The following is a 24,282-nucleotide window of genomic DNA, read 5'->3' on the forward strand; positions in this document are numbered from 1 at the left end:
CAGTTTTGAAAGCAGAAAAACAATCGGGCTGGGTCGAACGCAGTCTGCGCAGCGTGTGGCATCCGTGCACGCAAATGCAGCACCACGAGACTGTACCGCTCATCCCCGTCAGCCATGGCCGCGGCGCCTGGCTGTATGACCACGAAGGCCGACGCTACCTGGACGCCATCAGCTCCTGGTGGGTGAACCTGTTCGGCCACGCGAATCCGCGCATCAATGCGGAACTCAAGGACCAGCTGGACCGCCTGGAACACGCGATGCTGGCCGGTTTCACGCATGAACCGGTGATCGAACTGTCGGAGAAGCTCTCCGCCTTGACGGGCGGCGTGCTTGGCCACAGCTTTTACGCGTCCGATGGGGCATCGGCCGTGGAAATCGCCCTGAAAATGAGTTTTCACGCCTGGCGCAACAGCGGCAAGAGTGAAAAGCAGGAATTCGTCTGTCTGAAAGGCAGCTACCACGGCGAAACCATCGGCGCGCTGGCCGTCACCGATGTCGCCCTGTTCAAGGATGCCTACGGCCCCTTGCTGCGCGCCACGCAGACGGTAATGTCGCCCGACTTCCGCCAGGCGGCCGAGGGCGAGTCCGCCCAGGACGTGGCGCGCCGCGCCGCCGCCGATGTGGAACAGCTTTTCCAGCAAAAAGCGGACAAGATCGCCGCCATCATCATCGAGCCGCTGGTGCAGTGCGCCACCGGCATGGCCATGCACGATCCCTTGTACCTGTCGCTGGTGCGCGCCCTGTGCGACCGTTATCAAGTCCATTTGATCCTCGATGAAATCGCCGTCGGCTGCGGACGCACGGGCACTTTCTTTGCGTGCGAACAGGCCGGCATCTGGCCCGACTTCGTCTGCCTGTCGAAAGGCATCAGCGGCGGCTATCTGCCTTTATCACTGGTGATGACGCGCGAAGATATCTATCAAGCCTTCTACAGCACCGACGTGCGCCGCGGCTTCCTGCATTCGCACTCGTACACGGGCAATCCGCTGGCCTGCCGCGCGGCGCTGGCGACGCTTTCCATCTTCGAGGAAGACGACGTGCTGGCCACCAACCGGGAACGCGCCGACAAGATCACGCAAGCGCTGGCGCCGCTGGCGCAGCATAACAAGGTAAAAAACTTCAGGCAGCAGGGCATGATCTGGGCCTTCGATGCGGTGGACGCTGCACCCGACTTTTCGCGCCGCTTCTTCAGCACGGCGCTGGAACACGAACTGCTGATGCGCCCCATCGGCTCCACCGTCTATCTGATGCCGCCGTACATCCTCGACGACGAGGAAATCGCGGGCCTGGGCCAGCAGACGCTGGCCGTCTTCAATCATGTGATCGGGGCCTGAGATGGAACTGATCGCGCGATTACAACAGCAGTTGCAAGGACTGGAAGAGCGCAGCCTGATCCGCCGCCGCCGTACCGTCGACACGCCGTGCGCACCGCGCCTGACGGTGGACGGGCGCGCCATGCTGGCCTTTTGCAGCAATGACTACCTGGGCCTGGCATCGCATCCGCGCATCGTCACCGCGCTGAAAGAGGGCGCCGACCTGTATGGCGCCGGCAGCGGCGCTTCGCATTTGATCAGCGGCCATAGCCGCGCCCACGCGCAGCTGGAAGAACGGCTGGCGGCATTTGTTGGCGCCAACCTGGAGCAGGCGCGCGCCCTGTATTTCTGCACCGGCTACATGGCGAATCTGGCCGTGCTGACGGCCCTGTCGGCGGGCGACCCGGACGCGGAAATCTTCTCGGAAGCGCTGAACCACGCCTCGCTGATCGATGGCACGCGCCTGGCGCGCGTGAAGACACGCGTATATCCGCACGCCGACCTCGAGGCCCTGGCGGCCCTGCTGGCAGCCAGCACGGCACAAACGAAAATCGTCGTCACCGACAGCGTCTTCAGCATGGATGGCGACCTGGCGCCGCTGCCCGCGTTGCTGGCCCTGTGCGAACAACATGGCGCCTGGCTGGTGGTCGACGACGCGCACGGCTTCGGCGCACTGGGAGCCCATGGCCGCGGGGCGCTCGAACACTTCGACCTGCATTCGCCCTACCTCGTGTATGTGGGCACCCTGGGCAAATCGGCCGGCGTGGGCGGCGCCTTTGTTGCCGCACACGAGGCCGTGATCGAAACCCTGATCCAGAAGGCCCGCCCGTACATCTTCACCACGGCGGCAGCGCCAGCGCTGGCGCATGCGCTACTGGCCAGCCTGGACATCATCGCCGGTGAAGAAGGAAAACAACGCCGGATGCACCTGGCGGCGCTGGTGGCGCAATGGAACGACGGCCTGCAGCTGCAACGCTGGCAAGCCTTGCCATCCGTGACCGCCATCCAGCCCGTCATCATCGGCGAGAACGCGGACATGCTGGACATCGCCGCCACCCTGTACCAGCAGGGCCTGTGGGTCGGTGCCATCCGCCCGCCCACCGTGCCAGCGGGGTCGGCGCGCCTGCGCGTGACCCTGTCGGCCGGCCACACGGCGCAGGAAGTGGCGCAATTGATCAACGCAGTCAACACCCTGGAAAGGAATCGCCATGAGCCTTGATGATCCTATCGTGGCGGAAGTGCTGGCGGACCTGGCGCCGGCCGTGCAGCCGGCTCCGGCCGCCACCGGCCTGCCATCGCGCTTTGCCTGTTTCGTCACCGGCACCGACACGGAAATCGGCAAGACCCTGACGTCGTCGGCCCTGCTGCACGCGCTGGTGGCGCGCGGCGTGCGCGCCTGCGGCATGAAGCCGGTCGCCGCCGGCGCCGAAATGCGCGACGGCGAACTGCATAATGAAGACGCCGACAGCCTGATCGCCGCCGGCAACGTCACCATGCTGCGCAGCCTGACGACGCCCTACATGCTGAAGGAGCCGGCCGCGCCGCACATCGCCGCCGCGCTCGAAGGCGTCAGCATCGAATCGGTGCCGATTCTGGCCGCCTACCTGGAAATCGCCGCCGCCTCGGACGCGGTCGTGGTCGAAGGCGTGGGCGGATTCCGCGTGCCGCTGTCTCCCGGCTTTGATTCGGCCGACCTGGCGCAGCAGCTCGATCTACCCGTGATCCTCGTGGTCGGCATGCGCCTGGGCTGCATCAGCCAGGCCTTGCTGACGCTCGAAGCCGTCGAGGCGCGCGGCTTGACGGTCATCGGCTGGGTCGCCAACACCCTGGAAGTGGAAATGCGCTTCCTCGACGAAAATATCGATGCGCTGATCGAGCGCATCCCCGCGCCGCTGCTGGGCAAGGTGCCGCGCCTGGCGCAACCGAGCGCGGAAGCGGCGGCGGCATATCTCGATTTCAGCGGCTTGCCGAACTGGCCGGCGCAGCAGTCGCAGAACTAGACCAAACAATTAAGCCAAACAACTGAACGTACTCAAAAATAGAAGCGAAGGAATCACCATGTCTTTAGTCCAAGAAGCAGCAAAAACCGTCGAACTGCACCGCCCTGCGGCGCGCATCACCCTGCCTGAAGCGGCCACCTGGCCCATCGATGATGTGCTGGCCCTGTTCGACCTGCCTTTCAATGACCTGATGTTCAAGGCCCAGCAAACGCACCGCATCAACTTCCCCGATGGCGACGTGGAACTGGCGACCCTGTTGTCGATCAAGACGGGCGGCTGCGAGGAAGACTGCGGCTATTGCCCGCAGGCGGCCCGCTACGACACGGGCGTGGAAGCGAAAAAAATCCTCGACATCGACACCGTGCTCGACGCGGCACGCCAGGCAAAAGCCAACGGCGCCACGCGCTTCTGCATGGGCGCCGCATGGCGCGGCCCGAAGGACCGCGACATGGACAAAGTCGAAGAGATGGTCAGCAAAGTGAAAGCGCTGGGCCTGGAAACCTGTGCGACTCTGGGCATGCTGGAAGAGGGACAGGCGGACCGCCTGAAAAACGCGGGCCTCGACTTCTATAACCACAACCTCGACACGGCGCCGGAATTCTACGACAACGTCATCTCGACGCGCGAATACCAGGACCGCCTGGACACCCTGGGCCGCGTGCGCGAAGCGGGCTTGAAAGTATGCTGCGGCGGCATCGTGGGCATGGGCGAAACACGTCTGCAACGCGCGGGCCTGATCGCCCAGCTGGCCAATCTGAATCCATATCCGGAATCGGTGCCCGTGAACCATCTGGTGCAAGTGGAAGGCACGCCATTGTTTGGCCTGGAAGCGCTCGACCCGTTCGAATTCGTGCGCACGATCGCCGTTGCCCGCATCACCATGCCGAAAGCGCGCGTGCGTTTGTCGGCCGGCCGCCGCCAGATGGGCGAAGCCGTGCAAGCCATGTGCTTCCTGGCTGGCGCCAACTCCATCTTCTACGGCGACAAGCTGCTCACCACCGACAACCCGGAAGCAGAAGACGACCGCACCTTGCTGGGCAAACTGGGCCTGCAGACGCGCGGCGCCATGCTGGACTCGGTACAGAAAGAGAAGTGCGGCTGCTGATCCAGCCCTGTCGGGTTACGCCGTGCCGGCTAACCCGACCTACGAATACCGCCTCACCATCCGTAGGTCGGCTTAGCGCGCAGCGCGTAAGCCGACAAGCCAACAGACCAGGTCCATCAAGAGACCGCTGCACCTTTGAGAGAATAGAGAGAGACCATGTTCACTAAAATCCTGATCGCCAACCGCGGCGAAATCGCCTGCCGTGTCGCCGCTACCGCGCGCCGCATGGGCATCCAGACCGTCGCCGTGTATTCGGAAGCGGACGCCAACGCCAAGCACGTTGCCGTGTGCGACGAAGCCGTGCTGATCGGCCCCGCGCCGGCCAAGGAAAGCTATCTGTGCGGCGACAAGATCATCGCCGTGGCGCTGGCGACCGGGGCGCAGGCGATTCACCCCGGCTACGGCTTCCTCTCCGAAAACGCGGATTTCGCCGACGCCTGCCACGCGGCAGGCCTCGTCTTCATCGGCCCGCCGGCGTCCGCCATGCGCGCCATGGGCTCGAAGTCGGCCGCCAAGTCGCTGATGGAAAAGGCGAATGTGCCGCTGGTGCCCGGCTACCACGGCGAGGAACAGGATGCGGACTTCCTGCACGGCCAAGCCGACAAGATCGGCTACCCGGTCCTGCTGAAGGCTTCGGCCGGCGGCGGCGGCAAGGGCATGCGCGTCATCGACAACAGCGCCGACTTCAAGGCCGCGCTGGCCTCGTGCAAGCGCGAAGCGATCAGCTCTTTCGGCGACGACAAGGTGCTGGCCGAAAAATACCTGTCGCGTCCGCGGCATATCGAAATCCAGGTGTTCGCCGATACCCTGGGTAACTGCATCTACCTGTTCGAGCGCGATTGCTCGGTGCAGCGCCGCCATCAAAAGGTGCTGGAAGAAGCGCCGGCGCCCGGCATGCCGGCTGAGCGCCGCGCGGCCATGGGCGAGGCGGCCGTCGCCGCCGCCAAGGCCGTCGGCTATGTGGGTGCGGGCACGGTGGAATTCATCGCCAACCAGGATGGTTCGTTCTACTTCATGGAGATGAACACGCGCCTGCAGGTCGAGCATCCGGTGACGGAAATGATCACCGGCACCGACCTGGTGGAATGGCAGTTGCGCGTCGCCTTTGGCGAGCCGCTGCCGAAAAAACAGAGCGAACTGACGATCCACGGCCACGCCATCGAGGCGCGCATCTATGCGGAAAATCCGGAAAAGGGTTTCTTGCCATCGATCGGCACGCTGCGCCACATGCAGTCGCCTTCCGCCGTGACGTTCGAGCTGGGTGGCACGGTCGTTCCAGCGTCCGTGCGCATCGATTCCGGCGTGCGCGAGGGCGACGCCATTTCGCCGTTCTACGACCCGATGATCGCCAAGCTGATCGTCTGGGGCGCGGACCGCCGCGAAGCGCTGGCACGCATGGCGCAGGCGCTGGCCGACTACCAGATCGTCGGCCTGGCCAGCAATATCGCATTCCTGAAACGCCTGGTCGAAGGCCAGGCGTTTGCCAGCGCCGACCTCGATACGGGCCTCATCGAACGCAATCAAGCGTCGCTGTTCCCCGCCCTGCAGGCGGCGCCCGACACGGCCCTGGCGCTGGCGTCCGTCGCCCTGCTGCTGGAAGAAAAAGCGGCCGCCGAAGCACAGTCGGCCAACCGCGCCGCCCCGTGGGGAAATGCCCTGGGCTGGCGCTTGAACAGCACCCTGGGACGCAGCCTGGCGTTTGCCGATGAATTCGCGCTCACTGGCGACAGCAAGGCCTATGCCGCGCGCATCGCCTACAAGACGGATGGCTGGCTGTTCAACGGCCAGCCCCTCACCCTGACGGCGCGCAAAGGCCTGGAACTGCACATCAAGCTCGGCGAGCGTGCCGTGCATGGCACCGTGCTGCGCGACGGGGAACAGTTCCACGTATTCAGCGGCGGCTTGCACTACACACTGCACTACAGCGATCCGATGGCGCATGCGGGCGAAGTGGAAGCGGAAGGCGGGCGCCTGACGGCGCCGATGCCGGGCAAGGTCGTCGCCGTGCTGGTCAACAAAGGACAGGACGTCAAGAAGGGCGAGCCTTTGGTCATCATGGAAGCGATGAAGATGGAACACACGATCGCCGCGCCGCACGACGGCCTGGTGGAAGACGTGCTATATGCCGTTGGCGACCAGGTGGCCGATGGCGCGCCGCTGCTGGCCTTCAAGGCTGCCGCGTAAGAGAACGCCATGCGCATCCTTTTACAACGTTCGGACGGCAAGGAAGCGGCGTGGATCAGCGACTTCCGCGACTTGCTGCCCGAGGCCGACATTATCTTCTGGCGCGAAGACGAAACAGTGGCGCCGTGCGACTACGCCGTCGTGTGGCAGCCGCCCGCCGCCATGCTGCCCGAGCTGGCCCACGTGAAAGCCATCTTCAACACGGGTGCCGGCGTCGACGCGCTGTTGAAATTTGGCGAGGCGCTGCCCGCCCACGTGCCGCTGGTGCGCCTGGACGACGCGGGCATGGGCGTGCAGATGGCCGAATATGTGAGCCACGCCGTGCTGCGCCACTTCCGCCGTTTCAACGATTACGAGGCGCAGGGCCGCGCCGGTATCTGGCAACCGCTGCCCGCATTCGACAAGGCGGATTTCCCCGTCGGCGTGCTGGGCATGGGCGTGCTGGGCACGCGCGTGCTGCAAGCGCTGGCGCAGTTCGAATTCCCCTTGCGCGGATGGAGCCGCAGCCGCAAGCACGTCGATGGCGTGCAGTGCTATGCGGGAGAAGAGGGACTCGAAGCATTCTTGCGCGGCACGCGCGTGCTGGTGTGCATGCTGCCGCTCACGCCGGACACGCACAACCTGCTCGACCGCGCGCGCCTGTCGATGCTGCTGCCGGGCGCCTATGTCATCAACGTGGCGCGCGGCGCGCATATCGCCGAACCGGATCTGCTGACCCTGATCCGCTCCGGGCATCTCGCCGGGGCGACACTGGACGTGTTCCGCAACGAGCCGCTGCCGCAGCAGCACCCGTTCTGGCAAGAACCGCGCATCACCATCACGCCGCATATTTCGGCCGCCACCCTGCGCCGCGAAAGCGTGGCGCAGATCGCCGCCAAGATGCGCCGCCTGCAAGCCGGAGACTCTGTCGCCGGCATCGTCAACCGTTTGCAAGGATATTGAAATGCATGCTCAAGCTAGTTTGCCGAAACAGGTCAAGATCGTCGAAGTAGGTCCGCGCGACGGCCTGCAAAACGAGAAGGACACCATCAGCGCCGCCGTCAAGATCGAACTGGTCGACCGCCTGACCCTGGCCGGCTTCGCCAATATCGAGGCGGCATCGTTCGTCTCGCCGAAATGGGTGCCGCAGATGGCCACCAGCGCGGAAGTGATGGAAAAGATCGCGCGCCGCGCCGGCACGATCTATTCCGCGCTGACGCCGAACATGCAGGGTTTCGAGGCGGCGCTGGCGGCAAAGGCCGATGAAGTGGTGATCTTCGGTTCAGCCTCCGAGGCGTTCTCGCAAAAGAACATCAACTGCTCGATCGCCGAATCGATCGCCCGCTTCGAAGGCGTGGCGAAGGCGGCCAAGGAACACGGCCTGCGCCTGCGCGGCAGCATCAGCTGCGCCTTCGGCTGCCCCTACCAGGGCGATGTGCCGCTCGACGCCGTGGCCGACGTGGTGGGGCGCATGCGCGACCTCGGCTGCGACGAGATCGACATCGCCGACACCATCGGCGTCGCCACGCCGCGCAAGACGCAGGCGGTGATGCAGCGCGCCATCGCAGCCTTCCACGTGAGCGGCCTGTCCGGCCACTTCCACGACACCTATGGACAGGCGCTGGCGAATATCTACGCCAGCCTGGAAACGGGTATCGCGATCTATCACTCGTCCGTGTCCGGCCTGGGCGGCTGCCCCTACGCCAAGGGCGCCACGGGCAATGTGGCGACCGAAGACGTGCTGTACATGATGCAGGGACTGGGGATTGCCACCGGCATCGACCTGGACCTGGTGGTCGATGCGGGGCAGTTCATCTCGCAGCAGCTGGGGCGCAAGGGTTCCAGCCGCGCGGGCAATGCCATCGCGGCGAAACGCCTCGCTGCGTAGGTCGGATTAGCGTGGCAACGCCACGCGTAATCCGACGTCACCGAGGTCATGGCTAACACTGTTGTCGGGTTACGCGCTTGGCGCTAACCCGACCTACGCCAACTTATTCCGCCCTGCCTGAACCGTACAGACGAAAAAAAACCCAAGAGCCGAAACTCTTGGGTTTTTTTCTACAAATTTGGTCGGAGTACAAGGATTCGAACCTTGGACCCCCTGGTCCCAAACCAGGTGCGCTACCGGGCTGCGCCACACTCCGAAGACCAAGATAATACAGGCCGTATCGACTTCGGTCAAGGGTCAGGTGAAACTCTATGTAAATTATTTACGGGCGGCACTGGAACCCATGTATTTTTCAAAACGATTGAAGTATGCGACACTGGCTTGGCAAGTTTTCCCGATCAGACATGAAGGCGACGACGGCAATGGAGTTCAGGATAGAAAGAAGCGACGGCGGCCGGCCCATGCCGAACCGCCGCGGCATCGTGCTGGGCATAGCCGTGTCCTTGCTGCTGCATGGCGCCTTGCTCTATCTGTGGCGCCATGTGCAGCCGCCTGTCCAGCAGGACACGGCACCGCGCGTCGAATCGATCGCCGTGTGGATACGTCCGCTGGCCGCCAAGGCGCCTCCGCCGCCTGTCGAAGTCGTCAAGCCGAAACGCGAACCCAAGCCCATCAGCAAGCCGAAACTCGCCACTGCCCGGGAAACGCCGGCGGCGGCCACGGCGCCGGCGGCCAGCCCGCAAGCCATCACTGTCGTACCGGCATCACCGGCCACGCCGGTGGCCAGTACCGATACCTTCAGGCAAAAAACCCAGGAAACGCCGAAATTCGATATGGAAGCGGCCAGAAGAACGGCGCGCAAGATGGCCGGCGAGCGCGATCCATCCAAGGTGGGCACGGCCGTGGGGCAAATCCCCGACAAGCCGCTGCAAACGGAAACCCAGCTGGCGCGCGACATCGCGCAAGGCAAGCGCGGCGATTGCCGCACCGCCTATTCAGGCGCAGGCTTGCTGGCGCCCGTGCTGATGTTGCTCGACAAGAAGGATAGCGGCTGCAAATGGTAACAATTTAACAATGCACCCATTTTGGGTGGGCCGTCATCCGCTTATTCCTGCCCCTTCAACTGCAACGCCCGCTCATACAGGGCGTTTTTCTTGCGGCCCGTGATCTGCGCCGTCAAATTCGCCGCCTGCTTGACGCTGCATTCGGCCAATAAAATATTCAGGATGCGTTCCGCTTCCACGTCTTCCGCGTCCTGCGCTTCCGTGGCGCCTTCCAGCAGGACGACGAACTCTCCCTTTTCGCGGTGCGCATCGGCGCGTATCCACGCCTCCGCTTCGGACAGGGGGCAACGGTGGATTTCCTCGAACAGTTTCGTCAGTTCGCGCGCGAACACCACCTGGCGCGTCGGCTCGAACGCTTCCACCAGGGCCGTGGCGCAATCGAGGATGCGGTGCGGTGCCTCGTAAAACACCATCGTTGCCGTCACGCCACGCAGGCTATGCAGCATGTTTTCGCGCTGCTTGGCCTTGGCCGGCAGGAAGCCGACAAAGTAAAACTGGTCATTCAACAGGCCGCTGGCGGAAATGGCGGTAATCGCCGCCGAAGGGCCGGGCAGGGGCAGCACGCGCAGGCCGGCCGCGCGCACGGCGTCGACGATGCGCGCGCCGGGGTCGGAAACGGCCGGCGTGCCCGCGTCGGAAACGAGGGCGATGCGCTCGCCGGCGTGCAGGCGGGCAATCAGGGTCTGCGCCACTTCGCGCTCGTTATGTTGATGCGCCGCAATTAACGGCTTGTTCAGGCCAAAGCGCGTCAGCAGGTGCGCCGTGTTGCGCGTATCTTCACAGGCCACGGCATCGGCAAGGCTCAGCAGATGCAGCGCGCGCAGGCTGATATCGGTCACATTGCCGATCGGCGTGGCCACTATATACAATGTTGCGATAGGATAGACCTGGTGCGCCGCCTCTGTCATGATGGGCAGGCTGGCGATGGAACTGATTTCTTGTACGGTCATTTTGGAGGTTAAATGCTTGCTAATAGTGTGAAGTTACTGCTTGTTTGTGCCGCGACCGGCATGCTGAGCGCTTGCAGCACGCCTTGCGACGCGCCCGGGCAATTGTGCGCGCCTATTGAATCTAACACAAGGGCGCTGCCGCCACCGAAGCCGCTGCCACCGCCCGTGCCGCCCAAGCCGCCCGCACCCGAACCAGTGACGTTTGCCGTGGCCGTGCCCGATATCACCGCGTACGACGGCAATGGCGCCCCGCTGGCGCCCATCAATACCAAGCCGGCGACCGGCACGCCGCAAGACATGCCGGCCGCCACGGCACCGGCACCGTCCGACGGCAAGGCCCACCACATCGGCCTGCTGCTGCCGCTGCGCTCGGCTTCGCTGGGTCCGGCCGCCGAACTGCTGCGCGCCGGTTTCATGGCCGCATACGAGCGCGACCGAAGCGGCTTTGAAGTGACGGTGATCGACACGGGCGACGGCAGCAGCGACGTCCTGAACAAGTTTGCGCAAGCACAGGAGGAACAGGACATCGTCGTGGGGCCTTTGTCACGCTCGGCCGTCACGGCCGTGGCGAATAGCGACCTGGTGCGCAAACCGACGATCGCCCTGAACCACCCGGACAACCGCGGCGAGGCGCGCCTGCCGGCCAAGCTGCTGGTGATGGGCCTGTCGATCGAGGCGGAAGCGCGTCAGGTCGCCGCCTGGGCCGCCAGCGAACAGCCTGGTGCCAGCGCGCTGGTCCTGTCGGCCGGATCGCCCTCGCAGCGCCGCATCAGCGCCGCCTTCAAGCAGGAATGGCTGCGCCAGGGCGGCAAGATCGAGACGATGGACTTGACGGCCACGAATGGCTACCTGAGTGATGCCGAACTGGTGCAACTGCGCGCGCGCTTGGCCGCCACGCCGCCGGGACTGCTGTTTGCCGCGCTCGACGCCGACCAGGCGCGCCAGCTGCGCGTGGCCATCGGCGGCGACTTGCCCCTGTATGGCACCTCGTCCTTGAATCCCGGCGCCGGGCGCGGCGCCAGCGGCCCCGAGCTCGATGGCGCGCGCCTGCTGGACTTGCCGTGGCAAGTGCAGCGCGACCATCCACAAGTGATGGTCTATCCACAGCCGCCGCAACCGGCCGACACCCGCCTGACGGCCGACATGGAGCGCCTGTACGCGCTGGGCATCGATGCCTTCCGCGTGGCGCGCGAAGTGGCGCTGCGCCCGAACGCGCCATTTACCCTTGATGGCGTGACGGGCCGCCTGGCCGTGCGCTTCGAGGGTGATCAAAGCGTGTTCGAACGCACGGAACAGGCCGCCACCTACCAGCAGGGCGTGCTGGGCACCTGGCCACCGGCCGCGCCTGTCGCCGTGCCACCGGCCCAATAAGGACACGCCATGCCTCCCCTGCCGTTCCAGAATAAACAGGCACGGGGACGGCAAGGGGAAGACGATGCGCTCGCGTATCTGCTGCTGCAAGGCTTGGTGCTGCTACAACGTAACTATCTGTGCAAGGGCGGCGAGCTGGACCTGATCATGCGCGATGGCGCATCGGTCGTCTTCGTGGAAGTGCGGCTACGCAGCAGTCCCACCTTCGGCGGCGCCCTGGCCAGCATTACGCCGGCCAAGCAGCGGCGCATGGTGGTGGCCGCGCAAACCTGGCTGCTGGGGCAAAAGGCGCTGCCGCCGTGCCGCTTCGACGCGCTGGCCATCGATGGCGGGCGCATCAGCTGGCTGAAGAACATCCTCGATATGTAAGCATTTTTAACAGTGCTTGTCCGCCATGCCGCGCGCCTGCACTATAATCGGCAGACTATGAATAATCAACGCATCCTCTCGCACTTCCACGAAAGTGCCGAACTCAAGATCCAGGCCGCTACCGTACTGGCGCAACCCATTGCGCAGGCGATCGACCTGATGTTTTATGCATTGTCCAACGGCAACAAGATCCTCGCCTGCGGCAACGGCGGTTCCGCCGCCGACTGCCAGCATTTCGCAGCCGAGCTGGTCGGACGCTTCGAACGCGAGCGCTTTCCGCTGCCGGCCCTGGCGCTGACGACGGATACGTCGATCCTGACGGCCGTGGCGAACGACTACAGCTACCGCGAGATTTTCTCGAAGCAGGTGCAGGCCTTCGGCCAGGCCGGCGACATCCTGCTGGCCATCTCCACGTCGGGCAATTCGGCCAACGTGATGGCCGCAGTGGAAGCGGCGCTCGAGCGCGAAATGCGCGTCGTGGCACTGACGGGCAAGGACGGCGGCGCCATCGGCAAGATGCTGACGGACGCCGACGTGCATATCTGCGTGCCGGCCGAGCGCACGGCGCGCATCCAGGAAGTCCATCTGACCACCATACATTGCATCTGCGACGGCATCGATGTCGCCCTATTCGGAGGAGACGTGAATGACTAAATTCGGTACTGGCCCAGGCTGGAAACGCGTACAACGCCCGCTGGCCACCGCACTGCTGTGCGGCGCCATGCTCACCTCGCTCACCGGCTGCATCGAACTGATGGTCGGCGGCGCGGTGATGGGCGGCGTTGCCGCAGCGGACCGCCGCACCCTGGGCGCGCAGACCGAAGACAAGTCGATCGCCCTCAAAGGCGAGTCGCGCATCCCCTCCATCGTCGGCGACGTGGGCCACGTGAATGTCACCAGCTTCAACCGCCGCGTCCTGCTGACGGGCGAAGTGCGCGATGAAGCGATGAAAAATGCCGTCGAGCGCGAAGTGCGCAATATCGAGGGCGTGGAATCGGTGGCCAATGAACTGATCATCGCCGGTCCGGCCAGCTACACCTCACGCTCGAACGACGCGCTGATCACCACCAAGGTCAAGGCCAGCCTGGTCGACATGAAAACCATTTCGGCGGCCTCGTTCAAGGTCGTCACCGAGAACGCCACCGTCTTCCTGATGGGCAGAGTCACCCAGCGCGAAGGCACGGTCGCGGCCGACGTGGCGCGCGGCGTGGGCGGCGTGCAGAAAGTGGTCAAGCTGTTCGACTACATTTCGGAAGCGGAACTGAAGCAATTGCAACCCGATCCGGCGCCAGCACGCACGACGAGCAGCGCCAGCGACACGGTCCAGCAATAAGCGGCATCCCCCATCCGGCCTACGGCGCCAGACTGATGATGCGTCTATAATGGACGCATCGTAGCGCTACTCTATTGAAAACCATGTCAACTTCGCCATCCGCAAGCAAGTCCTGGATCAAACCAGCCCTGATCGCCGTCTTCGTGGCGGGCGTGGCGGCGGCAGCCTACCTGTCGCTGAATGACAAGCAAAGCGCGCCGGACGTGACCTTCCACGGCATCCATGGCGAGAAAATCACCTCGGCCAGCCTGCGCGGCAAGGTGGTGATGGTCAATTTCTGGGCCACCTCGTGCACCACCTGCGTGGCGGAAATGCCGGACATGGTCGATACCTACAACAAGTACAAGGGGCAGGGACTGGAATTCGTGGCCGTGGCCATGAAATACGATCCGGCCAACTACGTGCTGAACTTCGCCGAAACGCGCCAGCTGCCGTTCAAGGTGGCACTCGACGTGACGGGCGAGGCGGCCAAGGCCTACGGCGACGTGGCCCTGACGCCCACCACCTTCGTGCTCGACAAGCATGGCAAGATCCTCAAGCGCTACGTGGGCAAGCCCGAGTTTGCCGAACTGCACAAGCTGCTGGAAACCGCCATCGCCGGTTGATCCAACGCAAAAATACCCGCTCTACACCGCACAAAACTCTGTTGCCAAGTGTTGCCAAACTGTTATAACCTTCCCAAGTGTGATTTCCACTCACCTTGTGAAGGCCAGCCGTGTCCCCAGCCGCCCAATCGCTCGACCCGCAGCAACTGAAAACCTGGCTGCTTGCCGCCGGTAACAAGGACGCCACCGCGTTCCGCCAGCTCTATCACTCCACCTCATCGAAACTGTTTGGCTTTGCGCTGCGTATATTGCATAAGCAAGAGCTCGCTGAAGAAGCCTTGCAAGAGGGTTTCGTCGCCATCTGGAACAATGCCGCCACTTACCAGAGCCATCTGGCGGCGCCGATGACCTGGATGGCCACCATCGTGCGCAACAAGGCGTTCGATGTGCTGCGGCGCAGCGACGATACCGTGGAAATCGATGCCGAACAGTTTGATAGCGAAGTCATGAATGCACTCCGGGATCCCCAGGCCACGCCGATCGAGTCACTGCAGCTGAGCGGTGACGCCAAGGCGCTGGCGTTTTGCATGTCCGCCCTGGAAGGGCTGCACCGGCAGGTGGTCGCCCTGGCGTTCTATCACGACCTGTCGCATAGCGAAGTGGCGCAGCAGATGTCGCTGCCGATCGGCACCGTGAAGACCTGGATACGCCGCAGCCTGGAACGGCTGCGCACGTGCCTGGCGAAACGGGAGGCATCATGAATATCCGCGGCAATGACGTGCTGCGCCAGAAACTGGCGTCCGAATACGTGCTGGGCACCCTGAAAGGGGGCGCGCGGCGGCGTTTCGAAGGCTGGCTGCACAACGACGCCGACTTGCGCAATATCACGGCCGAATGGCGCCAGCGCCTGGAACCGATGGCGGAATTTGCCACGCCCGTGGCGCCGCCCAAACGCGTGTGGCAGCAGATCGAACAGCGTCTGCACCTGGCGCCGCAAGGCGGCTGGTCGTTGTGGCGCGATTCGCTGACGTTCTGGCGTTCGCTGGGCATGGCGTCGAGCGCCATCGCCGCGCTGCTGGTGATCGTCGTGGCCACGCGCGTGATGGACGCGCCGCAGATCAGCTATGTCGCCAGCCTGACGGACGAGAAAGCGCAAACGGCCCTGCTGCTGACGGCCGACAGCCGCCACGGCGCCCTCGAAGTGCGCATGGTGGGCAATGCGCCCGTGCCTGCTGATCGCGATCTGGAACTGTGGGCCGTGCCGAAGAGCGGCAACCCGCGCTCCTTGGGCCTGCTGGCCGACAAGGGCAGCGTGAAACTGGCGTTGTCCCAGCGCGCCATCGGCAACGACGTGGCCCTGCTGGCCGTTACCCTGGAGCCGAAAGGCGGTTCGCCGGATCCGAACGGACCGACGGGACCAATCTTGTACAAGGGTAACTGGGTGAAAATATAGTCTTACTTGGGATACAGAATCATCTGCGTGCAGCGGAACAGGGCAATCGTCTTGCCCGTTTCCTTGCTTTTCACCACGGCATCCCACACCTGCGTGTTGCGGCCCTTGTGCTCGACCTTGGCCGTGCAGGTGAGCGTGCCTTCGCGGGCCGTGCCCAGGTGGTTCGATTTCAGTTCGATGGTCGTGAAATTGCTCGCGCCCTCGGGCAGGTTGACGATGCAGCCATAACCGGATGCCGTGTCGGCCAGGGTCACCACGCTGCCCGCGTGCAGATAGCCATTCGGCGCCAGCAGATGCGGCAGCACGGGCAATTCCGCCGTCAGCTGGCCATCGCCCACTTCCGTGATGACGATGCCCAGGTGGCCGGGCAGGCGGCCGGTGCCGCGTTCATTCAACATTGCTACGGTAATCTCGGGATTGCTCATGCTGGTCCTTGTGCGGGTGAATCCGGGATCCGCCGGAAAATACTATGATGATAGCAACTTTCCCCGCATCGGTTTGGCGGCCGCTTATTTCCGGCCGCGCCGCCGTTTCCACCACACCAAACTGCCCGTCAGCATGAACAACAGCGGCATGAGGCCGAAGACGGTAATGAAGGCGCGCCCCGCCGCGCCGAAGGCCTGGCCCGAATGCAGGGGAAATTGCCAGCCCAGGAAGACGTCACCGGCCGGCGCCCGCAAGGGATCGCGTATGCGCAGGGGCAAGCCGCTGCGCGCATCCAGGGTAATGCGCGTGGCGCCGTCGCCGTGGGCGATTTCACCGGGCTGGCGCACGCGCACGTCATACGGCTGGTCCTTTTTCGCCGGCAGCACGATGCGCGACACCCGCGCCTGTGGATACAGCTTCTGCGCGGCGGCCATGGCCTGGCCCGCATCGAGCACGGCGCCGTCCTGCTGCACATTCTTCAGTTTGGCCGTGTCCGGCACCGTCGACACGAGCGCCACCAGCGGCACGATCAATTGCGGCAAATTGAAATAGATGCCGGAAATGGCGAGCATGGCCAGCACGGGCGCGGCAAAGAAACCGGCCGCCTTGTGGAACGTATAGTTGAAGCGCGGCCAGGAGCCGCCATGCGACACCGTCAAGGCGCGCTTGATCGCCAGCCACTGCAGGCGCGGCCACCACAGATAGATGCCGCTCAAGGCCATCAGCAGCAGCATCACGCCCGAGATGCCCGTAATGGTCTTGCCCACCTCGCCCGACAGCAGATAGCGGTGCAGATGAAACATGCCCGACATCAGCAACGGGCGCGTGAGGCCGAAACGCCCCCAGTCGCGCTCGCCTTTGACTTGCAAGGTGTAGGGATCGACCATCACCTGGCGCACGATGGCCTGGCTGAACGGCGATGGCGTGCCGGCCTGGCGGTATGAGGCCACGTACACGTCGCGCGCATCGGCCGGTGGATTGAGCTGGCTCGGCTTGCCGTAGGCAGGGTCGGCCGTGAGCCCGTCCACCACGGCTTGCAGCGTGCGCGGCGTGACCTGGAACACCTGGCCAGGCGCGGGCGTACTCGCCTGCAACAGTGTGGGATTGAGCCAGGCATCGAGTTCCGGCATCCAGGCGATGGCGGACCCCGTCAAGCCCAACAGGACGAACAGGGCGCCAAACCACAGTCCCGCATACAGGTGCAGCTTGGCAAACAACCACTTGATCGAACGTTGCGACATGGAAACTTTGGAAAATTTGGGCTGCGAAACGATAGCATGAAAGGCCCGGAGTGAAAATCATTATCAGCTGGCATTCTGTCCTGCCCGCGCAGCGCAAATGACGCAACAAGCGCTGACAGCGGGGCGATTTTCTTGCTACTATGCGCCCATGTCTTCCCGCCAGCCCACCCGCACGCCTTACGGCGAGCCTGCCCATCACGGTGCCGCCGCCCTCGCGCGCACGCCGTGGCGGCTGTGCGTGGCGCTGTTCAGCGCGCTGGCCCTCGTGTTCCTGCTGTCGACGGCCGCCTCGCACCTGCACAAGACGACCATCGACGCGGAAGAGTGCGCGCTGTGCGCCACCGTCATCGACAAGGTGGCCGACATCGCCGTGCCGCCAGCCATCGCCGAGCCGCCAGCCCAATTACTGCCGTACCGCCTGCTGGCCCTGGCTCCCGCCACCCTGGCACCCATCACCGCCCTCATCCTGCCGCCCGTGCGCGGCCCGCCTGCCGCCTCGTTGTAGTTCCCACGCTGTTTTTATCCTTTTTTCAGGCTGCACCGCCGCGTCCTCATGCGCGCCGGGCCGCCTGGCGTTGACTATTTTTGAGGTTTACCATGCAACACACACCACGCTTGAGCGCGCTGTCGCTCGCCCTTGCCAGCCTGTTCAGCTTTTCCGCCCACGCCGCCGAGCCTGCCGAAGCCAGTGCCGATACTGCACCGCAAGACATGCAAAAGGTGGAAGTCACTTCCGCCCATTTGAAAAGCGCCCGCATCGAGCTGTCGCCGAAAGTCGGCACCACCATCTACAGCATCGACAGCCACATGGTCGACATGCTGGGCCAGGGCGACAACACGCCATTCAATGAAGTACTGCTGCGCCTGCCGGGCGTATCGCAGGATTCGAAGGGTTCCGGCGCCCTGCACGTGCGCGACGACCATGCCAACGTGCAATACCGCATCAATGGCGTGCAGTTACCGGAAAGCATCAGCGGCTTCGGCCAGTCGATCGATACGCGCCTGATCGACAAGACGGATTTCATGACGGGCGCCTTGCCGGCCCAGTTCGGCCTGCGTACGGCGGGCATTGTCGATATTGAAACGAAAGAGGGCGGCTTGAGCCCTGGCGGGCGCATCGGCATCATGGTCGGCAGCCACGACCATGTAGAGCCGAGTGCCGAATTTTTCGGCAGCGTGGGCAAGTTCAATTACTACCTGTCCGGCAGCTACCTGGGCAATTCCCTGGGCGTGGAAAACCCGCAGGATACGCGCAGCGCCCTGCACGACAAGACGCGCCAGAACAAATCGTTCGGCAGCCTGTCGTATTTCCTCGACGACAATACGCGCCTGGGCGCCATGTTCGGCACCTACAACGGCCGCTTCCAAATCCCGAACAATCCGGACCAGGCGCCGGGCTTCTCGCTGGCTGGCCACAGCGATGCGCAGGCGGGCACGTCCAGTATCCCGTCGTCGCAGCTGAATGAAAACCAGCGCGAAGTGAACCGCTTCCTCGTGCTGTCGCTGCAAAAGAGCCTGGGCGACCTCAATTACCAGGTTTCCGCCTTCCACCAGTATTCGGAACTGCACTTCACGCCGGATGCCATGGGCGACCTGATCTACAACGGCGTGGCGTCGGACTCGCGCCGCGCGAACAGCGCCTCGGGCGCCCAGTTCGACATCAGCTACAAATTGCATCAGGACCACACCGTGCGCGCGGGCCTGGCCTACACGCGCCAGAAGACGACCAGCGACAACACGGTGGCCGTCTTCCCCGCGATGGACGGCACGCAAACGTCCACCACACCCGTCACGGTACTGGACAACAGCGGCAAGACGGGCACCCTGGCCAGTTTCTACCTGCAGGATGAATGGCATATCAGCAAGCCTTTGACCCTGAACTATGGCGCGCGCTTCGACAAGGTATCGGCCTACACCAGCGAGCAGCAATGGAGCCCGCGCGTCAACCTGGCGTATCAACTGGCGCCGGGCACGGCCCTGCACGCCGGCTATTCGCGCTACTTCACGCCGCCGCCGCAGGAACTGGCCGCCCAGGGCAGCATCGACCTGTACGCGAACACGACGAATGCGCCGGAAATCGGCCAGTCCGACAACGTCAAGTCCGAGCGCACGCATTACTACGACGTCGGCATCAGCCACCAGGTGAATGCGAAACTGACCGTGACGGCCGATGTGTACTATAAAAAGATCAACAATCTGCTGGACGAAGGCCAGTTCGGCCAGGCGCTGATCCTGACGCCATTCAACTATGCGGACGGCTACGCCAAGGGCCTGGAATTGTCGGCCATTTACAGCGAGAAAAACTGGGGCCTGTTCCTCAACGCCAGCACGCAAAAGGCGCAGGGGCGCAACATCAATTCAGGCCAGGCCCTGTTTGGCGCCGATGAGTTGAACTACATCCGCTCCCACTATGTCTACCTCGATCATGACCAGAAATACACACTGTCCGGTGGCGGTCATTATCACTTTGGCGATTCGCAAGTGAGCGCTGACTTCCTCTACGGCAGCGGCCTGCGCATGACGCCGGACGGCGGCGCACCGAATTCCGGCCATTTGCCCAGCTACTTCACCGTCAACACGGCGCTCACGCACACGTGGAAAAACACGCCCGTCGGCAAGGTGGAAGGACGTCTGGCCCTGATCAACCTGTTCGACAAGTCGTACCTGCTGCGCGACGGTTCCGGCGTCGGCGTGGGGGCGCCGCAGTATGGCGCCCGCCGCAGTTTCTATGCCGGCCTGTCCACAAGCTTCTAAGAGTTACGCGCGAAGACAGCGGCAGAGAGCAACGCCTGCCGCTGTCGGTTGCCGTTCCGTGTCATGCCTTATCCCCAGGCGATGGCCTTCTGGCCATGCGCCTGCAAATACGCATTCGCCAGGCTGAACGGCTTGCTGCCAAAGAAACCTTTATTCGCCGACAAGGGAGACGGATGGGGTGCCGCCAGCACCAGGTGCTTGCCGGGGTCGATCAGGCTGCGCTTGGCTTGCGCGTAGCCGCCCCACAGGATGAAAACCAGGTGCTCGCGCTCGGCGGACAGGTGGCGGATCGCGCTGTCCGTCAATTTCTCCCACCCCTTGGCCGCGTGCGAACCGGCCGTGCCCGCGCGCACCGTCAGCACACTGTTGAGCAAAAATACCCCTTGCTCGGCCCAGTCGGACAAATCCGTACGCGTGCGCACCACGCCTGCGTCGCTATGTAATTCCTTGAAGATATTCTGCAGGCTGGGCTGCGGCGGCTTGCCTTCGGGTATGGAAAAACACAGGCCCATGGCCGCGCCGGGCGTGTGATACGGGTCTTGCCCCAGGATCACCACCTTGACTTGCTCGAACGGCGTCAGGTCGAACGCCCGGAAGATGGTTTTACCCGGCGGATAACACGACCCTGCCGCATACTCTTCCTTCACGAAGGCGGCCAGGCGTTCCCAGTAAGGCTGGGCAAACTCGCCTTCCAGCCGCGCCTTCCACGATGCGTCGATGCGTACGTCCATGCCTCACCTCATCACTTGTCCGTCAATCATGCTTTTTCAACATGCCAGTATAGGACGCCCGGCCGGATGAGGCACATACGATTCGAACAGGCAAAAAAAAAGCCGCCCAGCTCTGCAGCGGGCGGCTTTGATGTGACGCAAAGGGCTTAGAAATTCAGCGCCGATTCCACGCCGGCGCTGTGCGCCTGTTCATCCGCGTGGTACGAGCTGCGCACCATGGCGCCCACGGCAGCGTGGGTGAAGCCCATCTTGTACGCTTCTTCCTCGAACATTTTAAAGACGTCCGGGTGCACGTAGCGGCGCACGGGCAAGTGGCTGTTCGATGGCGCCAGGTATTGGCCGATGGTCAGCATGTCGATGTCGTGCTCGCGCATGTCGCGCATGACTTGCAGGATTTCCTCGTCCGTCTCACCCAGGCCCACCATGATGCCGGACTTGGTTTTCACGTCCGGGTACATGGCCTTGAAATCTTTCAGCAGCTTCAGCGAGTGCATGTAGTCGGACCCGGGACGGGCTTCCTTGTACAGGCGCGGCGCCGTTTCCAGGTTGTGGTTCATGACGTCAGGCAAGCCATCCTTGAACAGGTTCAGGGCTTTTTCCAGGCGGCCGCGGAAGTCGGGCACCAGCACTTCGATGCGGGTGTTCGGCGACAGGGCGCGCGTTTGCTGGATGCACTCGACGAAATGGCCGGCGCCGCCGTCGCGCAAGTCATCGCGGTCGACGGAGGTGATGACGACGTAGTTCAAACGCAGCTTGGCGATGGTTTTCGACAGGTTGGCCGGCTCTTCCTTGTCCAGCGGGTCCGGGCGGCCATGGCCGACGTCGCAGAACGGGCAGCGGCGCGTGCACTTGTCGCCCATGATCATGAAGGTGGCCGTGCCCTTGCCGAAACATTCGCCGATGTTCGGGCAGCTGGCTTCCTCGCACACCGTCACGAGTTTGTTTTCGCGCAGGATGTCCTTGATTTCATAGAAGCGCGTCGATGCCGAGGCGGCCTTGACGCGGATCCAGTCCGGCTTTTTCAGGCGCTCGACTTGCTCGATCGGAATGATCTTGATCGGGATGCGCGAAGTCTTGCTGGCGCCTTTTTGCTTTTCGCTCGGGTTGTACGCGGGAGCGGCAGTAGCGGCGGGGGCGGTGCTGGAAATGGTCTCAGAAGTCATGGCTGCAAGCCCTTGAGGGGCAAAGTTTGGTTTGTTTGCTCAGGCATCCGCTGCCTGAGGCGCGCCTGCGGCGCTGTTTGCTTCGCTTACATCGAGTAATACGGTCAATTCATGGGCCAGGGCCCGCTGCACCTCGGCCAGCGGCACCACGACGCCCATGCTGCGCATGTCCACCGTCTTCAGGCCGGAATAGCCGCACGGGTTAATCCAGGAAAACGGCGCCAGGTCCATCGCCACGTTGAGCGATACGCCATGGTAGGTGCAGCCGTTGCCGCGCACTTTCAACCCCAGCGCGGCGATCTTTGCACCCTTGTCTGGTCCGCCGGCAAGATAGATGCCAGGCGCGCCATCGATGCGCTCGCCAGCGAGATTATACGCCGCCAGCACGTTGATGATGGCTTGCTCGATTTTATGCACGAACTGGCGCGCATACAGCTTGCCGCCCGGCTTGTTGCGGCGCAAGTCCATCAACAGGTAAATCACCACCTGGCCGGGACCGTGGAACGTGACTTCGCCGCCACGGTCCGTCTGCACCACGGGGATCGCGTCAGCTCCCGCCAGCAAATGGCCGCGGTCGGCAGCCAGGCCCAGGGTGAACACGGGCGGATGCTCGACGATCCACAATTCGTCGCGCGTCTCCGTCGTGCGCGCGTCGGTGAAGGCGCGCATGGCGGCAAAGGTGGGCTCGTAATCGACGCGGCCCAGCTCGCGGATCAGCGCCGGTTCGGTTCGGGTGGTGGTCATGACGGATTCTGTAATCAGCTGCCGGCGCCCTGCGGACGCTGCGGCGAAGCCGTGATTATAAGCCAGGCAGCCGTTTCATTCCGGGACGGACTCTGGCAACAGCAGCAATCTGCCCAATTTTTGTGCAGCATGGCGTATCTGGGCCGCATTCAGGGCCGTGTAGCCGAGCAGCACGGCCGGTGCCAGCTTGGCGCTATGGCAAAAATCGCCGAGCGGCTGCAGCGCCAGCCCCTCTTGCGCCGCGCGGGCGCAAAATGCCCGCTCGTCGCTGCCTGGCGGCAGCCACAGCACGCAATGAAAGCCCGCCTGCTGGCCGGAAATGGCGTAGCGGCCGGGGGCCGTCTGCTCGAGGCAGGCCAGCAGCAGGTCGCGCCGCTCCTTGTAGGCCAGCCGCGCCTGGCGCAAATGGCGCACGAAAGCACCGTCTTCCATCCAGGCGGACAGCGCCAGCTGCTCCGTCACGCCCACGGACCTGCCCGTCAACTGCAGGGTGCGCAGCAACTGCGGGCGCAGGGCGGGCGGCAGCACCATGAAGCCCACGCGCAGGCCGGCAAACAGGGTTTTGTTGAAACTGCCACAGTAAATCACGCGCTGGTACTGGTCCAGCGCCTTCAGGGCTGCCAGCGGGGCGCTCTGGTAATTGAATTCGCTGTCGTAATCGTCCTCCACCACCCAGGCGCCGCTGTCGTTCGCCCATTCCAGCAAGGCCAGGCGGCGCGTGACGGACATGGTCACGCCCAGCGGCGACTGGTGCGCCGGCGTCACATACGCGAGGCTGGCGTCCGCATGCGCGGCCAGGGCGGCGCAATCGATGCCTTCGGCGTCGACGGCAATGTCCACCGGCACGGCGCCAGCCAGGGCGAACAGGGCGCGCGCGGCCGGGTAGCCGGGCTCTTCCAGGCAAACCTTGTCGCCATCGCGCACGATGCTGCGCGCCAACAAGTCGATCGCGTGGCGGATGCCGGTCGTGACAACGATGTCTTGCGGGTCGCAGCGGATGCCGCGGTACTTGGCGAGAAAATCGGCGATCTGCTGGCGCAGCTGGGGCAGGCCGGCCGGATCGGCGCTGCACAGCTGTTCCGGCGTGGCGGCGGCCAGGGCCCGCGTGGCGCACTTGGACCAGGCGGCCATGGGGAACAGGCTGGCGTCGGCGCGCCGCGCCACGAAGGGCAAGCCGTCGCGCACACCCGTATCGGACACAGGTATTGGCACGGAAAATGTCCCGGCCGGGGTGGCATCCGCAAATCCTGCCATCAGGAAGCGTTCCGGCACGACGGCGCACACGCGCGTGCCGGAACCGGGCACGCGCGTCACGTACGCCTCAGCATGCAGGCGGTCGAACACGGTTTCGATGGTGCCACGTGACAACTCCCACCGTTCCGCCAGGGTGCGGCTGGACGGCAAACGGCTGCCCGCCGGCAGCATCTTCGTCAGGATGGCCGAGCGCAGCGCTTCATACGCGCCATCCTGCTTGTTGACGCCCGCCTTGTCGAGCCAGCTGGTAGGACGAGGCAAGTCCAGGGCGTGTGGTGATTTTCCTCGCGGCATGATAATCGTCCAAGTGGTCCAATGAGTTTTCTAATGACTGGCACTTCGCATTACACCACAAACATTCTACTCTCACCGTTCCGGTGCGCCAGCGGGGCGCACGCTTGCATGGATCGTGTAA

24 protein-coding genes and 1 tRNA gene are annotated in these 24,282 nt (G+C 63.9%); 17 read left to right on the forward strand and 8 right to left on the reverse strand.

The window, feature by feature from the left end:
* The first annotated feature begins 5 nt into the window (after positions 1-5).
* The 7 genes from bioA (at position 6) to LSO07_RS00900 (ending at position 8,469) form a co-directional block, all read left to right on the forward strand.
* On the forward strand, positions 6-1,334 hold the full coding sequence (gene bioA, locus LSO07_RS00870) for an adenosylmethionine--8-amino-7-oxononanoate transaminase (protein WP_225317139.1): 1,329 nt from the start codon (positions 6-8) through the stop codon (positions 1,332-1,334).
* A gap of 1 nt (position 1,335) precedes the next feature.
* Complete coding sequence (gene bioF, locus LSO07_RS00875) at positions 1,336-2,532, forward strand: 8-amino-7-oxononanoate synthase (protein WP_151091835.1); 1,197 nt, start codon at positions 1,336-1,338, stop codon at positions 2,530-2,532.
* Positions 2,522-3,313, forward strand: a complete 792-nt coding sequence (bioD, locus tag LSO07_RS00880) for a dethiobiotin synthase (protein WP_034782791.1) — start codon at positions 2,522-2,524, stop codon at positions 3,311-3,313. Before bioF ends, bioD begins: the two co-directional genes overlap by 11 nt.
* A 58-nt stretch (positions 3,314-3,371) precedes the next feature.
* A complete protein-coding gene (gene bioB, locus LSO07_RS00885; protein WP_034782789.1) occupies positions 3,372-4,418 on the forward strand; it encodes a biotin synthase BioB in 1,047 nt (348 codons plus the stop codon).
* Positions 4,419-4,574: 156 nt separating this feature from the next.
* A complete protein-coding gene (locus tag LSO07_RS00890) occupies positions 4,575-6,602 on the forward strand; it encodes an acetyl/propionyl/methylcrotonyl-CoA carboxylase subunit alpha (protein WP_151091838.1) in 2,028 nt (675 codons plus the stop codon).
* A 9-nt stretch (positions 6,603-6,611) separates the two neighbouring features.
* Positions 6,612-7,544 carry a 2-hydroxyacid dehydrogenase gene (locus LSO07_RS00895; protein ID WP_151091841.1) on the forward strand — a complete coding sequence of 311 codons (933 nt, stop codon included), beginning with the start codon at positions 6,612-6,614 and terminating at the stop codon, positions 7,542-7,544.
* Between the two features lies 1 nt (position 7,545).
* The gene (locus LSO07_RS00900; protein ID WP_151091844.1) at positions 7,546-8,469 is read left to right on the forward strand and encodes a hydroxymethylglutaryl-CoA lyase; all 924 of its coding nucleotides are present in this window, start codon (positions 7,546-7,548) and stop codon (positions 8,467-8,469) included.
* A gap of 179 nt (positions 8,470-8,648) precedes the next feature.
* Here LSO07_RS00900 and LSO07_RS00905 read toward each other — a convergent pair.
* Positions 8,649-8,725, reverse strand: a tRNA-Pro gene (locus tag LSO07_RS00905).
* 205 nt (positions 8,726-8,930) lie between these two features.
* On the opposite strand from LSO07_RS00905, the gene LSO07_RS00910 reads away from it, so the two are divergent.
* Positions 8,931-9,533, forward strand: coding sequence for a hypothetical protein (locus LSO07_RS00910; RefSeq protein ID WP_151091847.1), 603 nt, complete (start codon positions 8,931-8,933; stop codon positions 9,531-9,533).
* A 41-nt stretch (positions 9,534-9,574) separates the two neighbouring features.
* On the opposite strand, the gene rsmI is transcribed toward LSO07_RS00910, so the two are convergent.
* Positions 9,575-10,483 (reverse strand): 16S rRNA (cytidine(1402)-2'-O)-methyltransferase, encoded by a 909-nt coding sequence (rsmI, locus tag LSO07_RS00915; protein ID WP_034782777.1) that lies wholly within the window; start codon positions 10,481-10,483, stop codon positions 9,575-9,577.
* A 165-nt stretch (positions 10,484-10,648) separates the two neighbouring features.
* On the opposite strand from rsmI, the gene LSO07_RS00920 reads away from it, so the two are divergent.
* From LSO07_RS00920 to LSO07_RS00950, 7 genes are all read left to right on the forward strand, one after another.
* On the forward strand, positions 10,649-11,854 hold the full coding sequence (locus LSO07_RS00920; RefSeq protein ID WP_081345741.1) for a penicillin-binding protein activator: 1,206 nt from the start codon (positions 10,649-10,651) through the stop codon (positions 11,852-11,854).
* Positions 11,855-11,863: 9 nt separating this feature from the next.
* Positions 11,864-12,223 (forward strand): YraN family protein, encoded by a 360-nt coding sequence (locus LSO07_RS00925; protein WP_092609823.1) that lies wholly within the window; start codon positions 11,864-11,866, stop codon positions 12,221-12,223.
* Between the two features lie 57 nt (positions 12,224-12,280).
* The gene (locus LSO07_RS00930) at positions 12,281-12,877 is read left to right on the forward strand and encodes a phosphoheptose isomerase (protein WP_034752465.1); all 597 of its coding nucleotides are present in this window, start codon (positions 12,281-12,283) and stop codon (positions 12,875-12,877) included.
* Positions 12,870-13,556, forward strand: coding sequence for a BON domain-containing protein (locus LSO07_RS00935; RefSeq protein ID WP_070257900.1), 687 nt, complete (start codon positions 12,870-12,872; stop codon positions 13,554-13,556). Before LSO07_RS00930 ends, LSO07_RS00935 begins: the two co-directional genes overlap by 8 nt.
* Positions 13,557-13,639: 83 nt before the next feature.
* The gene (locus tag LSO07_RS00940) at positions 13,640-14,161 is read left to right on the forward strand and encodes a TlpA disulfide reductase family protein (RefSeq protein ID WP_151091850.1); all 522 of its coding nucleotides are present in this window, start codon (positions 13,640-13,642) and stop codon (positions 14,159-14,161) included.
* Between the two features lie 110 nt (positions 14,162-14,271).
* Positions 14,272-14,862 carry a sigma-70 family RNA polymerase sigma factor gene (locus LSO07_RS00945; RefSeq protein WP_034782766.1) on the forward strand — a complete coding sequence of 197 codons (591 nt, stop codon included), beginning with the start codon at positions 14,272-14,274 and terminating at the stop codon, positions 14,860-14,862.
* Positions 14,859-15,554, forward strand: coding sequence for an anti-sigma factor (locus tag LSO07_RS00950; RefSeq protein ID WP_151091853.1), 696 nt, complete (start codon positions 14,859-14,861; stop codon positions 15,552-15,554). The genes LSO07_RS00945 and LSO07_RS00950 overlap by 4 nt, the downstream gene beginning before the upstream one ends.
* Before the next feature lie 2 nt (positions 15,555-15,556).
* Here the strand turns inward: LSO07_RS00950 and LSO07_RS00955 are convergent, their stop codons facing one another.
* Positions 15,557-15,979, reverse strand: coding sequence for a PaaI family thioesterase (locus tag LSO07_RS00955; RefSeq protein WP_034782761.1), 423 nt, complete (start codon positions 15,977-15,979; stop codon positions 15,557-15,559).
* A gap of 84 nt (positions 15,980-16,063) precedes the next feature.
* Positions 16,064-17,221 carry a PepSY-associated TM helix domain-containing protein gene (locus LSO07_RS00960; RefSeq protein ID WP_151091855.1) on the reverse strand — a complete coding sequence of 386 codons (1,158 nt, stop codon included), beginning with the start codon at positions 17,219-17,221 and terminating at the stop codon, positions 16,064-16,066.
* 148 nt (positions 17,222-17,369) lie between these two features.
* On the opposite strand from LSO07_RS00960, the gene LSO07_RS00965 reads away from it, so the two are divergent.
* Complete coding sequence (locus LSO07_RS00965) at positions 17,370-17,726, forward strand: hypothetical protein (RefSeq protein ID WP_151091858.1); 357 nt, start codon at positions 17,370-17,372, stop codon at positions 17,724-17,726.
* 92 nt (positions 17,727-17,818) lie between these two features.
* Positions 17,819-19,975, forward strand: a complete 2,157-nt coding sequence (locus LSO07_RS00970; RefSeq protein WP_151091861.1) for a TonB-dependent receptor — start codon at positions 17,819-17,821, stop codon at positions 19,973-19,975.
* A 68-nt stretch (positions 19,976-20,043) separates the two neighbouring features.
* On the opposite strand, the gene ung is transcribed toward LSO07_RS00970, so the two are convergent.
* The 4 genes from ung to pdxR form a co-directional block, all read right to left on the reverse strand.
* Positions 20,044-20,706, reverse strand: a complete 663-nt coding sequence (gene ung / locus LSO07_RS00975; RefSeq protein ID WP_151091863.1) for a uracil-DNA glycosylase — start codon at positions 20,704-20,706, stop codon at positions 20,044-20,046.
* 146 nt (positions 20,707-20,852) lie between these two features.
* Positions 20,853-21,869 (reverse strand): lipoyl synthase, encoded by a 1,017-nt coding sequence (lipA, locus tag LSO07_RS00980; protein ID WP_034782748.1) that lies wholly within the window; start codon positions 21,867-21,869, stop codon positions 20,853-20,855.
* Between the two features lie 39 nt (positions 21,870-21,908).
* Positions 21,909-22,613, reverse strand: coding sequence for a lipoyl(octanoyl) transferase LipB (gene lipB, locus LSO07_RS00985; RefSeq protein ID WP_092609803.1), 705 nt, complete (start codon positions 22,611-22,613; stop codon positions 21,909-21,911).
* A 75-nt stretch (positions 22,614-22,688) separates the two neighbouring features.
* The gene (gene pdxR, locus LSO07_RS00990; RefSeq protein ID WP_151091865.1) at positions 22,689-24,161 is read right to left on the reverse strand and encodes a MocR-like pyridoxine biosynthesis transcription factor PdxR; all 1,473 of its coding nucleotides are present in this window, start codon (positions 24,159-24,161) and stop codon (positions 22,689-22,691) included.
* Positions 24,162-24,282: the final 121 nt, after the last annotated feature.

The sequence above is a fragment of the Janthinobacterium sp. PLB04 genome (assembly GCF_021165895.1).
Classification (GTDB): domain Bacteria; phylum Pseudomonadota; class Gammaproteobacteria; order Burkholderiales; family Burkholderiaceae_D; genus Janthinobacterium; species Janthinobacterium lividum.